Raw genomic sequence first — 12,953 nt, 5'->3', positions numbered from 1 at the left:
TCCCGTCCGTTCGGGGGGTGCGGCTACGGCACGTCGGAGGGACGGACGTCGGACGTGCTGATCGGCCCGGTGAACATCGCCGCGCGGTCGTCGTGGTCCCCACCGAAGAGCGCGGAGGACGCCGCGGTCGACGCGCTCCGTCGCCGGGGCTGGGCGACGTCCTCGACCATGAGCACGCGCTGCACCGGCTGGGCGTCGGGGTGGGTGCGCTGGATCCAGGCGACGAGTTCCTCGCGGACGTAGCACCGCAGGTCGAAGAGCGCCGGTGCGTCGTGTGCGGTGACGAGCACCCGGACGTGCACGAAGCCCTGGACGGCGTCGGTGACCTGGAGCACCTGCACCCGGCGGTCCCACAGCTCGGTGCGCTCGAGGATCCGCTCGAGCTCGGCGCGCATGTCACCCGGGCGGACCCGCCAGTCGAGGTCGAACTCCACGGCGCCGAGCAGTTCGCTGTTCGTCCGCGTCCAGTTCTCGAACGGGGTGCTCGTGAAGTAGGTCGACGGGAGCACGAAGCGTCGGTCGTCCCAGAGGTGCACGACGACGTAGGTCAGCGTGATCTCCTCGATCCGCCCCCACTGCTGCTCGACCACGACCACGTCGTCGACCCGGATCGACCCGGAGAACGCGAGCTGCATGCCGGCGAACACGTTGCCGAGCGTCGACTGCGCCGCGAGTCCGGCGATGACCGAGATGAGTCCGGCGGAGGCCAGGACGCTCGCACCCGCGGCCTCGACCCCGGGGAACGTGAGCAGGATGGCCCCGACCGCGATGATGACGAGCACGGCGACCGTCAGCCGTCGGAGCACCAGCACCTGGGTCTTCACGCGTCGGGCGACGCGGTTGTCGGGGACGTCGGTGCGGTAGCGGTGCAGCCCGAGGCTCTCGAGGAAGATCGCGACCTCGCACGCCAACCAGCAGCCGGTGCCGATGACGGCGATGAGGAACACGTGCGAGACCTCGTCGCGCCACGGGTACGCGCTGGTGTCCGGGATGCTCGTCGCGAACGCGGTCCAGGTCATGGCGATGAGCAGCACCGTCCGGAAGGGGTGCTTCACGCGGCGGGAGAGGACGGACGCCCAGCGTTCCCGTCTGGCGAGTGATCGGAAGACGAGGTGGGTGACGAGTGCCGCGACGGCGGTGATGAGCAGCGCGAACCCGACCGCGACGAGGAGCCGGAGGAGGATGTCCATCCCTCCATCGAAGCAACCCCCGGCAGGCCTCGCCCAGGAACGCGACCGTCCCGACGACGGAAGGCGCGGTGCCGGACCGGCACCGCGCCTCCTGGCCGGGGCTGCTACTTCTCGTTCGTCGACGTGAGCGAGTCCACGTAGTCCTGGTGCTCGGACGCCCACTTCGCGGTGATCGCGGGGTACTCGCTCGTCTTCGCGCCGCTGTTCACGAGCGCGTTCTCGAGGGAGTAGAGCGTGTCGGAGTCCATCTCGAAGTCCTCCATCCACTTCGACGCCTGCGGGAAGTCGTCGCCGAAGTCCTTCTTGGCGATCGTGTGGATCTCCTCGTTCTCGCCGAGGGCGCCCTTCGGGTCTTCAAGGTCCTTGATCGGGAAGGCGTCGTACGCCCAGTGCGGACGCCACAGCGTCACGACGACGTCCTGCTGCTTCGCGATGGCGGCCTTGAGGTCGGCGAGCATCGCCGGCGTCGAGCTCGTGACGAAGTCCATGCCGTCGAGGCCGTACTGCGGGATCACCTGGTCCTGCACCACCTTCGTCTCGCCGGCTGCGGGTTCGATGCCGACGATCCTGTTGCCGAAGTCCGACGCCTTCGCCTTGAGCTCGTCGATCGAGTCGATGTCGGAGTACTCCGGCACGGCGAGTTCGAGGGACGCCTGCTCGTTCCACGCGCCGAGGTCCGTCAGGTCCTCGCCGTACGTGTCCATGTACTCCTTGTGCGTGTTCGGCAGCCAGGTGTCGAACACGACGTCGTAGTCGCCGGACGCGAGGCCCGTGTAGGCCGGCGCGACGTCGGAGTTGGTGAGCTGGACGTCGTAGCCCTGCTGCTCGAGGACGTGCTTCCAGAGGTAGCTGGCGGCGGTGTCCTCGTCCCAGCCGTTGAAGACGACGACGTGCATCGACTTCTGGTCGCCGTTGTCGACCGTGCCCGATGCCCCGTAGTAGCCGGGCGGCATGCAGGCGGACAGGCCGAGGGCGGTGGTGGCGGCGAGGGCGGCCGCGGCGAGGACGCGGCGGGTGCGCGGGGTGCGGTTGCGCGGGGTGCGGGTGCGCGGGGTGCGGGTGCGCGGGGTGCGGTTGCGCGGGGTGCGGTTGCGCGGGGTGCGGTTGCGCGGGGTGCTGGTGCGCTTCATGGTGTGGTCCTTCCTCACGCGTCGACGGTCGGGCGGTCGGTGACCGCTTCGGTGGTGGCGGCGGTCTGGGCGGTCGCCGCGGACGGGGTCGGGGTCGCGCTCGCGCTCGCCGCGTTCGCGGTCGCGGTCGCCGCGTTCGGGGTCGCAGTCGCGCGCTTCCGGCGTCCGAAGAGCCTGGAGGCGCGGCCCGAGTCGCCGCCCAGCGCTGCGGTCAGACGGTCCAGCAGGATCGCCAGGACCACGACCGACAGGCCGGCCTCCGCTCCGAGGCCGACGTCGATGCGGTTCAGCGAGGCGACGATCTGCTCCCCCAGACCACCGGCGCCGACCATGCCGGCGATGACGACCATCGAGAGCGACAGCATGATGACCTGGTTGATCCCCGCCATGATGCTGGCCTTCGCGAGCGGCAGCTGGATCTGCCGGAGGATGCGCCACGGGCTCGAGCCGAACGCGGCGCCGGCCTCGACGACCTCGCTCGGGACCCCGCGGATGCCGAGCTCGGTGAGCCGGACACCGGGGGCCATCGCGAACACGATCGTCGCGACGATGCCGGGGACGACACCGACGCGGAAGAGCAGCAGCGCCGGGATGAGGTAGACGAACGCCGGCGTCGTCTGCATGAAGTCCAGCACCGGCCGGATGACCCGGCTCGCGGCGTCGGAGCGGGCTGCCCAGATGCCGAGCGGGATGCTGAACACCACCGCGAGGCCCGCGGCGACGATCACGAGCGCGAGGGTGTCCATCGCGTTCGTCCACTGGCCGACGCTGACGATGAAGAGCAGGCCGACGGCGGCGCCGAGCGCGAGCTTCCAGCCCTTGGCAACGAACGCGAGGACGACGAGGACCGCGACGACGACCCAGAACGGCGGCGTGGCGAGGAAGTACTCCATCCACGCGTCCATCCAGGTGAAGACGTAGCGGACGACGTCGAAGAAGCCGGAGAGGTAGGTGGTGATCCAGTCGACGATCGCGGCCACCCAGGTGCCGAGGGGCAGGTGGAAGTCGCCGAAGGAGTTGGTACCGGGGGTGATCATGCGTGGTCTCCTTCGGTGGTGGGCGTCGCGGCAGCGGGCGGCGTCTCGCCGGGCGGCGTCTCGCCGGGCGGCGTCTCGCCGGCGTCGGCGAGGGTCGAGTCCATGTCGGAGTCGCTGATCCGGGTGACCGGTTCGAGCACCGGGATGGGCATCGTTGCGGTCGGCACGTTGCCGAGGGCGGCGAGCAGCGTCACACGCGGGACGACACCGAGCAGGCGCCCTTCGTCGTCGACGACCGCGATCGGCAGCGGTGACTCGACGGCGAGCTCGAACAGGTCGGTGAGCGCGGTGTCCGGCGCGACGCGCGCGAACTCGGTGTTCACGATGGCGTCGAGGTCGGTGTCGCCGGCCTTGACCTGGCGCATGACGTGCCGGTCGCGGACCCAGCCCTCGAGCTTCCGGCCGCGTCCGGTGACGAAGACCGCCGCCGTCTGCAGGTCGCGCATCGTGCGGAGGGCGCCACGGGGGCCGACCGTCAGCGGGACCGCGGCGCGCGCGGGCTCCATGACGCTCGACGCGGTGAGCACCCGGGCGCGGTCGACGTCCTGCACGAACTGGGCGACGTAGTCGTTCGCCGGGTCGGTGAGGATCTCCTCCGGCGATCCGATCTGCACGATCCGTCCGTCGCGCATCACGGCGATGCGGTCGCCGAGGAACATCGCCTCGTTGAGGTCGTGGGTGATGAAGACGATCGTCTTGCCGAGTCGCTGCTGCAGGTCGACGAGCTGCTCCTGCATCTCGCGGCGGATCAGCGGGTCGAGTGCGCTGAACGCCTCGTCCATGAGCAGGACGTCGGTCTCGGCGGCGAGGGCGCGGGCGATGCCGACACGCTGCTGCATGCCGCCGGAGAGCTCGTCGGGCTTCGCGTCCGCCCAGACGTCGAGTCCGACGAGGCCGATCACCTCGCGGGCCTTGGTGAGTCGGGTGGCCTTGTCGACGCCGTTCACCTCGAGGCCGAACGCGACGTTCTCGAGCACGGTGCGGTGCGGCAGGAGCGCGAAGTGCTGGAAGACCATCGAGACGCTCGACCGACGGATGTCGCGGACCTGGCGCGGGGTGGCCCCCGTGACGGTGCGACCGCCGATCTCGACGTGCCCCGCCGTCGGTTCGAGCAGGCCGTTCAGCATGCGGATGAGCGTCGACTTGCCCGAGCCGGACAGACCCATGACGACGAAGATCTCGCCGGGACGCACGTCGAAGGACGCGTCGATCACGGCCGCGGAGCCGAGGTCGCGGACCTCGTCACGGGTGGCGCCGGCGGCGAGCCGGCGGACCGCCTCGCCTGGACGGCGGCCGAACACCTTGTAGGCGCCGTGCACGCGCACGGCCGGCACGCCGGTGGGGTCGTCCGGCGTGGTGGCACGCCGGTCCTGGGGTGGTGCGATGGTCAACGGTGCTCCTCGCGGGACCGCGGCGCGATGGGCGCACGGCGGTACCGGTGGTTGCGGACGGGTCGCCCGGCACCGTGTTCGGCGGCATCGCATCGAGCCCGCGCAACGGCGCAGGGCGAGCGATCACGCACGCGGGGGACGTACTCGGGACGGCCCCGGTCCGGCCGACCGTACGGCCCCCGCTGTGCTGCTGCGGTGGACGCGTCCTGATCGTCGGTGTCCCTGAAGGGACGTTCAAGGCTATCGGCGGTTGTCCCCCGACGCGAATTCGGGTCCGCCGGAATCCCGGCACCGCTGTACCCCGTTCACGGCGTGTCGCGCGCCCTGACAACGATCGGGATCGTGACCGGTCCGTTGTATTCCAGGAGACTCGCATGGTTGTGTGCCACCCCGGTTCGGGGCACCTGTAGCGTGTCGCGCATGACAGCGCAGAACGACACCGGCGTGGACCGCGCGCCCGCGAACGACTTCTCGCACGAGCAGGAGGGCTACCAGCACGGTCTGAAGCCCCGGCAACTGCAGATGATCGCCATCGGCGGTGCGATCGGCACCGGGCTCTTCCTCGGCGCGGGTGGCCGACTGCACACGGCGGGACCGGCCCTGGCGGTCGTCTACCTCATCGCGGGCGTCTTCGCGTTCTTCATCCTGCGGGCCCTCGGCGAACTCGTGCTGCACCGTCCCTCGTCCGGGTCGTTCATCTCCTACGCGCGCGAGTTCTTCGGTGAGAAGTTCGCGTACGCCGCCGGGTGGATGTACTTCCTCAACTGGGCGATGACGTCGATCGTGGACACCACCGCCGTCGCGCTCTACCTGCACTACTGGGCCGGGCCGCGCGCGGTGCCGCAGTGGGCGCTCGCCCTCGCGGCGCTCCTCGTCGTGCTGGCGGCCAACCTCGTCGCCGTGAAGGTCTTCGGTGAGCTCGAGTTCTGGTTCGCGATCATCAAGGTCGCCGCCCTGGTGGCCTTCCTCATCGTGGCCCTCGTCTGGCTCGTCTTCGCGTTCCCGGTCGAGACGGGCGGCGAGACGGTCCGCACCGGGTTCAGCATCTGGTCCGACAACGGCGGACTCTTCCCGACCGGACTCCTGCCGGCGGTCCTCGTCGTGCAGGGTGTCGTCTTCGCCTACGCCGCCATCGAGCTGGTCGGCACCGCCTCCGGCGAGACGCAGGACACCGAGAAGGTGATCCCCCGCGCGATCAACTCGGTCGTCTTCCGCATCGCCGTGTTCTACGTCGGCTCGGTCGTCCTCCTCTCGCTGCTCCTGCCGTACACGTCGTACAAGGACGGCGTCAGCCCGTTCGTGACCTTCTTCTCGTCGATCGGCAACCCGCAGGTCGGCCAGGTCGTCGGGTCGATCATGAACTTCGTCGTGCTCACGGCAGCGCTGTCCTCGCTGAACGCCGGGCTCTACTCCACCGGTCGCGCGCTGCACTCGATGGGCATGAACGGTTCGGCGCCGAAGTGGACCACGAAGATGACCAAGGGCGGCGTGCCGTTCGCGGGCATCCTGCTGACCTCGGCGTTCACGCTGGTCGGAGTCTTCCTGAACCTCTTCGTGCCGAAGCAGGCGTTCGAGATCGCGCTGAACATCGCGAGCCTCGGCATCATCACCGCCTGGGGCACGATCATCCTCTGCCAGATGAAGCTCCGCTCGTGGGCGAAGCAGGGGCTCGCGAAGGAGCCGTCGTTCAAGCTGCCGGGCGCGCCGTACACGTCCTGGCTGACGCTGGTGTTCCTCGCGACCGTCATCGTGCTGATGGCGATCGACTACCCGATCGGCACGTACACGATCGCGTCCCTCATCATCGTGATCCCGCTGCTCATCCTCGGCTGGTTCCTGCAGCGCGACCGCATCCTCCGCATCGCCTCGCTCCGTTCGGGCATCACCGGTCCGTACCCGGTGACCGGCCGGGACCCGGCGAACCAGGTGCGCCGCGGTGCCGGAGCGTCGGCTCCGGCGGACGACGCGTCAGGGTCGTCCTCGGCCGACGCGTCGGGATCGTCCTCGGCCGGCGACGCCGGGTCGGACACCGACCGTCGGCGCTGATCGCGGCGGACCACGCACGGACCCGAGTGTCCGGATAGCGAAACCGCACGCGTCACGTGTGCGGGAGGGTCCGGCACCCGTCGGTACGATCGGCGGGTGCCGGACCCTTCTGTCTCCCCCACGCTCGACCTGCAGCTGACCTGGCGCGGCACCTTCGGCCGTGTCCGGGTCTTCCACGACCGTGTCGCTGCCGAGACCAGCTACGAGCGGGACGCCCTGACCGCCGTGCCCATGGACGCCGTGCGCGGCTGGCGGATCGAGCCGTGCGACTTCGACGCGGTGTGCGTCGAGTTCGTCACGCCCGGGGAGACCTACCGGGTGCTGCTCGACACGACCGACGAGCGGGTCGCCGGCCTCGCGCTGCGCCGGGCCCTCGGCGCGCCGCTGCCGTCGGAGTCCTGACACCGGTGCGCCGCCCGCCGGTCTGAGCTCCGCTGTCTTGGGCGCCCGCCGGGCGCGATCGCCTGCGGGACCGGAAGCGTGTGGCGGGTCGGCACCGCACCGGCCGGCGGCAGGCGCGATGCGGACCGGCGCCGCACCGGCTGGCGACACGTGCACCGTGCGCGCCTGCGCACTCCGTGCGCGGTTCCGCGCACCGTGTCAACTTGTAACGCCGCACCCAGCCACCAACGCCGCACCAGCAGGCGACGGCCGCACCGTGCGGACGAGAGGCCCGCGGCGGCCCGGCACCGCGCCTCCGGTCCGCACCGTGCGCACCCCCTCACCCCATGCGGACGGGAGGAACGTGGCGGGTCGGCACCGCGCCTCCAGTCCGCACCGTGCGTGCCTGCTCACACCGTGCGCGGTCCCGCGCACCGTGGCAGCTTGTAACGCCGCACCCAGCCATCAACGCGGCACCAGCCGACGACGGCCGCACCGTGCGGACGGGAGGAACGTGGCGGGACGGCACCGCGCCTCCCGCCCGCACCGTGCGCACCTGCGCACCCCGTGCGCGGTCCCGCGCACCGTGGCAGCTTGTAACGCCGTACCCAGCCACCAACGCCGCACCGGGTGGCGACCGCCGCACCGTGCGGACGGGAGGAACGTAGCGGCCCGGCACCGCGCCTCCAGTCCGCACCGTGCGCACCTGCGCACCCCGTGCGCGGTTCCGCGCACCGTGTCGGCTTCTAGCGCCGCACCCAGCCACCAACGCCGCACCAGCCGACGACGGCCGCACCGTGCGGACCACAGGCCCGTGGCGAGCCGGCACGACGCCTCCAGGCCGTCACGCCACCGGCGGAACGCGCCGCCACGCCGGGCGCGCTCAGACGAGCAGCAGGATCCCCGCGACCACCGCCGCGACGGCGATCGCCAGCGCGATGAGCAGCAGCACGAGGTGCACCGTGTAGAACGTCGTCGGCTTGCCGGCGGCATCGCGCGCCCGCGAGTCCTTCGCGACGCGCTGGAAGAAGCGCGGCCACGTGACGACGTTGAAGACGGCACCGATGAACAGGACGAGGGCTGCGAAGACGGTCACCCGACGATCCTAGACACCGCGGAACGGCCGTCCGGCGGCGGATCGGGGCCGGTGGTGCTCGGCCGCCCCCAACGCGGCCGAGTCCCACCCCCTGCTGCCACATTGCCTGTAGCAACTGCTACAAACCCTACACGGCGCCGCTGGAGGAATCGACCTGCCCAGTGGGACCGATGTCCCGTTCTGGTAACGACTCGCGCTAGGCGGTCTCGAGGGCGGCCTCGGCGTCGGCTAGCGCCCGTCGTTCCGTCTCGCTCAGCTGCTGGCGTGCCCGACGCGCACCGTCGTTGATCTCGACGATGAGCCGGCTGAGGCGCGTCGCCGGGTCCCCGGAGTCCGGGTAGGCGTTGTCGGTCCCGATCCGGGCGTGCAACGGCGTCAGGGTGCGGAGCGCCGACTCCACCCGACGCCAGCGGCGACGGCGGGAGACCTGGTGGCCGATGACGAGCAGGAGCATCCCCGACGACACGCAGATCACCGCGCCCGGGGTCGTGACGTCGTACGGCAGGGCGAGGGAACGGGTCACGCTGAGGTCCCCCAGGACGTGCGCGAGGTCCATCACCACGACGACGACCATGCGGACGACCCCGAGGAGCCCACCGAGCACGAGGACCCAGAGTCCGACGAGGTCCGTCGTCGTGCGGGCCTCGCCGAGGTGCACGATCGAGATCAGCCCGGTCGCACCGAGCGCGACGCCGAGGTACACCGTCTGCGCGATCGAGTACACCGTGGCTGCCGGGTGCGACCCCGCATCGAGCATGAAGGTCGTCGTCGTCGCGGGCTTGTCGAGCACGGTGAACGCCACGATCACCACCACGACGACGACCGCGCACGTGACGACGATCGCGTTCCGGAGCCAGGGCCGCGCGGCACCGACGGCCTTCGCCACGCCCCACAGCAGGGTGCTCGTCCCCGCGACCATGAGGCAGTCGCTGACCACGGTGACGACGTTGAAGCCGCCGAACAGCGGATCGAGCCACAGGTACAGCGGGTCGACGTTCGTGACGATGGTCGCCGCGAACAGCAGGAACGTGACCGCGAGCGTCCGGTCCTGGCCGCGCTGGAGCACGAAGAGCGTGATGGTCCCGGCGATCAGGAGCAGCGCCTGGACGACGGAGACGATCACCCGAACACCCCGCGGAACGCACTCGGACGATCGCGGTGGCCGCGGATGAGCCCGGCGAGCCGGTCGGCGAAGACCTCGGCCTCGTGCTCGTACTCGTTCGAGAACAGCCCGCGGGCGAGGGCCCGCTCGACCTTGTACTCCGGCAGGTCCGGGATGACGTCGCGGATGTAGGCCGCCTGCGGTGCGTGGTCCTGGTGACGGTGCAGGATGTGGCCGAGTTCGTGACCGATGACGAACGACCGGAAGGTGCGCGACGCCGTCGGGGAGATCATCACGAGGTGCTGCCGTTCGAGCGTCGCCACGAAGCCGCACACGGGCTCCGCCGCGAGGAACGCCTCTTCACGGACGACGATCGGCTTGCGGACCACCTCGGCTGCGGCGGCGACGGCCTGGTCGACGTCGGACCACCCCTCGGCCGCACCACGTGCCCAGAACGCCTCGACGAGGTCCGTCGGCGCGCTCATGCGACGCTCCCCCGAGCGGACTCCTCCTCGAGCACCTCGGCGATGCGACGGAGGGCTTCGGGCGAGAGCTCACCGGGGAAGGTCCGGGCGGCGAACCCGCTCACGCGCGCCGACCGCAGGGACCGGACGAGCGCGAGCTGGGCGCCGATGCGCTCGGGGACGTCGCTGTCCTCGAGCAGGAAGCGCTCGTCGACCTCGAAGAACCCCGCGAGCAGGCGGAGGAGCCCGGTGTCGCGGTTCCGACGGCCGTCGCCGGAGAGCATGTACGTCCACTTCGCCCGGGAGAGCGAGCCACCCTGGGCGGCGACGTACTCCTCGACCGCGGCGAACGGCACCGGCGCACCGCGCTGCGCTTCCTCGAAGTCGAGGAGGAGGTTGAGTCGGCGCGCGAGTTCCGCAGCGTCGAGCGCGCCACCCCTCGGGTCTGCTGTCGCCATGTCGATCGGACTCCTCCCCAGCCGCACGTCGTGCAGCACATGGTAGCGCGGGACACCGACACCGACCTCGCTAGCCTCGGACGGGTGAGCACCTCGTACCCGTCCACGATCGCGGCACCGGTCGAGCACGAGATCGTCGTCACGAAGTCGCGGTTCATCACGACCGTGGCGCCGGTCTCCTCCGTCGAGGACGCCGACCGCGTCATCGCCGAGGTCCGTCGCCGTCGGTGGGACGCCCGGCACAACTGCACCGCGATGGTCACCGGGGTGCTCGGTGACCAGGCCCGGTCGAGCGACGACGGCGAACCGTCCGGTACCGCCGGCGTGCCGATGCTCGAGGTGCTCCGGCGCCGCGGGCTGACCGACGTCGTCGCGGTCGTCACGCGGTACTTCGGCGGGGTGAAGCTCGGCGCCGGCGGACTCGTCCGCGCCTACTCGACCTCGGTCTCCGAGACCCTCGACCGCGCGGCGCTCGTGCACCGACGCCCGCTCACCCGGGTGACCGTCGACGTCCCGCACGCCGAGGCCGGCCGGATCGACAACGTGCTGCGCGACTGGGTCCGGCGCCACGACGCGACGCTCGGCGAGCCCGCGTACGGCAGCACGGCGACGTTCGAGCTGTGGGTGCCCGGTGCCGCGGTCGAGCCGCTGCGGGCCGACCTGGCCGCGGGATCGGCGGGCGCCCTCGCGCCGGTCGTCGGCGAGGAACGCGTGGTCGACGTCGCCGCTGAGTGAGGCGCACGATTTCGGTGCCGGATCGCACGCCGGGCGTGTCCCGCCCCGGAGGCCCCACGGGCCCGGGAACGACGAAGGCCCCGGCTCTGGGAGCCGGGGCCTTGCTGGTGCGCCCCCTCGGACTTGAACCGAGAACCCACTGATTAAGAGTCAGTTGCTCTGCCAATTGAGCTAGAGGCGCATGGTGTGCAGTTGTGTGGCGCTGCTGCACTTCCGTGCTGCAACGGGAAACAACAATAGCATGGGTTTCGCGTGCCCTTGACCACTCGGGGCACCGAACACGAACAGGAGCCTCATGACCGACCGTCTCGCCGCCGGCGACACCGCACCCGACTTCACCCTGCCGGACCAGGACGGCACCGAGCACGCCCTCTCGGCCCTGCGTGGGAAGAAGGTCATCGTGTACTTCTACCCGGCGGCGTCGACCCCGGGCTGCACCACCGAGGCGTGCGACTTCCGCGACAACATGTCGTCGCTGCAGGCTGCCGGGTACGAGGTCCTCGGCGTCTCGAAGGACGAGCTCCCGGCCCTCAAGAAGTTCCAGCACGAGCAGGCCCTCACGTTCCCGCTGCTGAGCGACCCCGACCTGGCCGTGCACAAGGCCTACGGCGCGTGGGGCGAGAAGAACAACTACGGGAAGATCGTCACCGGGACGATCCGCTCGACGATCGTGCTCGACGAGGACGGCACCGTGCAGCTCCCGCTGTACAACGTCAAGGCGACGGGACACGTCGCGAGCCTGCGGAAGAAGCTCGGCCTGGTCTGAGACCCGACTGATCGACGGACGGGAGGCGGGGGGGCCCCCGGGACCCCGCCCCCCCGCCCGGGCCGCGACACCGCCCGCCCGGGGGGCGCGGCCGGGCCCCGGGGCGGCACCCCCCCCCCGGGGCGGGGGGGGGGGGGGCGCGGCCCCCCCCCCCCCCCCCCCCCCCCGTCTCTGCCGTCTACTCGACCGGACGGGCGAGCGCGTCCGTCACCGGTCGCGACAGCACCAGCGTGATCCCCAGCAGCGCGGGGATGAGCAGGAACCAGCCGACGGCGGGCACGCGGAAGACGCCCTGGAACGCCCCGATCGCGAGCGCACCCTGCAGCACCTGCCAGACGATGATCCCGGACCGCACCCACGGACGACGGTTGCGGAGGCCGATGAACAGGGAGCCGAGCCAGAGCGCCGCGATGGCCGCGAGGACCGTCAGCGCGATCCCGGACGCGATGCTCGTGGCGGGCGCGACGATCAGCTCGACGACGAGGACGATCGTCACGACGACGAGGGCGGCGAACTCGAGTCCGACGACGACGAGGAGCACCAGGAGCGCCGGCGACCGCCGTTCGACGGGGTCGGACTCGGTCGGGGTGGTGTCGGGCACAGCATTCCTCCAGCGTCGGAACCCTTGATTTGGCCCTACCAGTATGGAACGATATTCGAGGTCGTTTGGACGGCACGATGTGGTGTGCGTCTCCCGTGGTTCGACGTTCCTCCCCCGAGCGTTCTGCGGGCGTCAGACTCGCTTCCAGCGGACTCCTCCCCCACGGGTGTCCCCTCGTGCCTCGCGCATGCTCAGCGTTCCGATCCCCGAACCACGGCCCCGGCCTGCCGTTCGAGCATCGATTTCAAGGAGCACCACACATGGACTGGCGTGACCAGGCAGCCTGCCTCACCGCGGACCCCGAGCTCTTCTTCCCCGTCGGGAACACCGGACCGGCCGTCGACCAGATCGAGAAGGCCAAGTCGGTCTGCGCTCGCTGCACGGTCACCGAGATGTGCCTGCAGTACGCCCTCGAGAACAACCAGGACTCCGGGGTCTGGGGTGGCCTGAGCGAGGACGAGCGTCGCGCCCTGAAGCGCCGCGCTGCTCGCGCCCGCCGCGCCTCCTGACCCGGCGCCTCCTGCGCGCCTGACGCCCGCCGTCCCTCCGGGGCCTG

At 71.0% G+C, this 12,953-nt stretch carries 14 protein-coding genes and 1 tRNA gene; 5 read left to right on the top strand and 10 right to left on the bottom strand.

The annotated features are described in order from the left end of the window. Positions 1–23: 23 nt before the first annotated feature. The 4 genes from ACNQOV_RS15675 to ACNQOV_RS15660 all read right to left on the bottom strand — a co-directional run bounded on the left by ACNQOV_RS15675 (position 24) and on the right by ACNQOV_RS15660 (position 4,742). Complete coding sequence (locus tag ACNQOV_RS15675; RefSeq protein WP_416395661.1) at positions 24–1,190, bottom strand: mechanosensitive ion channel family protein; 1,167 nt, start codon at positions 1,188–1,190, stop codon at positions 24–26. A gap of 104 nt (positions 1,191–1,294) precedes the next feature. Next, positions 1,295–2,320, bottom strand: a complete 1,026-nt coding sequence (locus tag ACNQOV_RS15670; RefSeq protein ID WP_416395659.1) for a glycine betaine ABC transporter substrate-binding protein — start codon at positions 2,318–2,320, stop codon at positions 1,295–1,297. A 14-nt stretch (positions 2,321–2,334) separates the two neighbouring features. Continuing rightward, a complete protein-coding gene (locus ACNQOV_RS15665) occupies positions 2,335–3,357 on the bottom strand; it encodes an ABC transporter permease (protein ID WP_416395657.1) in 1,023 nt (340 codons plus the stop codon). Beyond that, positions 3,354–4,742, bottom strand: coding sequence for a quaternary amine ABC transporter ATP-binding protein (locus ACNQOV_RS15660; RefSeq protein WP_416395680.1), 1,389 nt, complete (start codon positions 4,740–4,742; stop codon positions 3,354–3,356). Before ACNQOV_RS15660 ends, ACNQOV_RS15665 begins: the two co-directional genes overlap by 4 nt. A gap of 426 nt (positions 4,743–5,168) precedes the next feature. On the opposite strand from ACNQOV_RS15660, the gene ACNQOV_RS15655 reads away from it, so the two are divergent. Both ACNQOV_RS15655 and ACNQOV_RS15650 read left to right on the top strand, forming a co-directional pair. Continuing rightward, complete coding sequence (locus ACNQOV_RS15655) at positions 5,169–6,794, top strand: amino acid permease (RefSeq protein ID WP_022905205.1); 1,626 nt, start codon at positions 5,169–5,171, stop codon at positions 6,792–6,794. A gap of 96 nt (positions 6,795–6,890) precedes the next feature. Next, positions 6,891–7,196, top strand: coding sequence for a hypothetical protein (locus ACNQOV_RS15650; RefSeq protein ID WP_022905206.1), 306 nt, complete (start codon positions 6,891–6,893; stop codon positions 7,194–7,196). An 862-nt stretch (positions 7,197–8,058) separates the two neighbouring features. Here the strand turns inward: ACNQOV_RS15650 and ACNQOV_RS15645 are convergent. The 4 genes from ACNQOV_RS15645 to ACNQOV_RS15630 all read right to left on the bottom strand — a co-directional run bounded on the left by ACNQOV_RS15645 (position 8,059) and on the right by ACNQOV_RS15630 (position 10,295). Beyond that, positions 8,059–8,271: an SCO4848 family membrane protein gene (locus ACNQOV_RS15645; protein WP_070418512.1), complete on the bottom strand. Its 213-nt coding sequence runs from the start codon at positions 8,269–8,271 to the stop codon at positions 8,059–8,061. Positions 8,272–8,467: 196 nt separating this feature from the next. Then, positions 8,468–9,394 carry a hypothetical protein gene (locus ACNQOV_RS15640; protein WP_416395654.1) on the bottom strand — a complete coding sequence of 309 codons (927 nt, stop codon included), beginning with the start codon at positions 9,392–9,394 and terminating at the stop codon, positions 8,468–8,470. Further along, complete coding sequence (locus tag ACNQOV_RS15635; protein WP_402268077.1) at positions 9,391–9,858, bottom strand: ImmA/IrrE family metallo-endopeptidase; 468 nt, start codon at positions 9,856–9,858, stop codon at positions 9,391–9,393. Before ACNQOV_RS15635 ends, ACNQOV_RS15640 begins: the two co-directional genes overlap by 4 nt. Then, positions 9,855–10,295 carry a hypothetical protein gene (locus ACNQOV_RS15630; protein WP_022905933.1) on the bottom strand — a complete coding sequence of 147 codons (441 nt, stop codon included), beginning with the start codon at positions 10,293–10,295 and terminating at the stop codon, positions 9,855–9,857. Before ACNQOV_RS15630 ends, ACNQOV_RS15635 begins: the two co-directional genes overlap by 4 nt. An 84-nt stretch (positions 10,296–10,379) precedes the next feature. On the opposite strand from ACNQOV_RS15630, the gene ACNQOV_RS15625 reads away from it, so the two are divergent. Further along, positions 10,380–11,030 carry an IMPACT family protein gene (locus ACNQOV_RS15625; protein WP_416395652.1) on the top strand — a complete coding sequence of 217 codons (651 nt, stop codon included), beginning with the start codon at positions 10,380–10,382 and terminating at the stop codon, positions 11,028–11,030. Positions 11,031–11,135: 105 nt separating this feature from the next. Here ACNQOV_RS15625 and ACNQOV_RS15620 read toward each other — a convergent pair. Beyond that, a tRNA-Lys gene (locus tag ACNQOV_RS15620) sits at positions 11,136–11,211 on the bottom strand. A gap of 114 nt (positions 11,212–11,325) precedes the next feature. Between ACNQOV_RS15620 and bcp the strand changes: the two genes are divergently transcribed. After that, positions 11,326–11,796, top strand: coding sequence for a thioredoxin-dependent thiol peroxidase (bcp, locus tag ACNQOV_RS15615; RefSeq protein WP_416395650.1), 471 nt, complete (start codon positions 11,326–11,328; stop codon positions 11,794–11,796). A gap of 178 nt (positions 11,797–11,974) precedes the next feature. On the opposite strand, the gene ACNQOV_RS15610 is transcribed toward bcp, so the two are convergent. Beyond that, positions 11,975–12,397 (bottom strand): hypothetical protein, encoded by a 423-nt coding sequence (locus tag ACNQOV_RS15610; protein WP_402268083.1) that lies wholly within the window; start codon positions 12,395–12,397, stop codon positions 11,975–11,977. A 260-nt stretch (positions 12,398–12,657) separates the two neighbouring features. Between ACNQOV_RS15610 and ACNQOV_RS15605 the strand changes: the two genes are divergently transcribed. Beyond that, positions 12,658–12,906, top strand: coding sequence for a WhiB family transcriptional regulator (locus tag ACNQOV_RS15605; RefSeq protein ID WP_022904217.1), 249 nt, complete (start codon positions 12,658–12,660; stop codon positions 12,904–12,906). The last annotated feature ends 47 nt before the right edge of the window (positions 12,907–12,953 follow it).

It is taken from the genome of Curtobacterium sp. LFS084, assembly GCF_047977705.1.
In the GTDB taxonomy this organism is placed as follows: domain Bacteria; phylum Actinomycetota; class Actinomycetes; order Actinomycetales; family Microbacteriaceae; genus Curtobacterium.
The sequence above is the reverse complement of the archived record's forward strand: the minus strand, read 5'-3'. Positions and strand labels throughout refer to the sequence as shown.

Excerpts from the sequence above, each read along its gene's own strand:
- ACNQOV_RS15675 (WP_416395661.1), bottom strand. The coding sequence starts at position 1,190 with ATGGACATCCTCCTCCGGCTCCTCGTCGCGGTCGGGTTCGCGCTGCTC.
- ACNQOV_RS15670 (WP_416395659.1), bottom strand. The coding sequence starts at position 2,320 with ATGAAGCGCACCAGCACCCCGCGCAACCGCACCCCGCGCAACCGCACC.
- ACNQOV_RS15665 (WP_416395657.1), bottom strand. The coding sequence starts at position 3,357 with ATGATCACCCCCGGTACCAACTCCTTCGGCGACTTCCACCTGCCCCTC.
- ACNQOV_RS15655 (WP_022905205.1), top strand. The coding sequence starts at position 5,169 with ATGACAGCGCAGAACGACACCGGCGTGGACCGCGCGCCCGCGAACGAC.
- ACNQOV_RS15635 (WP_402268077.1), bottom strand. The coding sequence starts at position 9,858 with ATGAGCGCGCCGACGGACCTCGTCGAGGCGTTCTGGGCACGTGGTGCG.
- ACNQOV_RS15630 (WP_022905933.1), bottom strand. The coding sequence starts at position 10,295 with ATGGCGACAGCAGACCCGAGGGGTGGCGCGCTCGACGCTGCGGAACTC.
- bcp (WP_416395650.1), top strand. The coding sequence starts at position 11,326 with ATGACCGACCGTCTCGCCGCCGGCGACACCGCACCCGACTTCACCCTG.
- ACNQOV_RS15605 (WP_022904217.1), top strand. The coding sequence starts at position 12,658 with ATGGACTGGCGTGACCAGGCAGCCTGCCTCACCGCGGACCCCGAGCTC.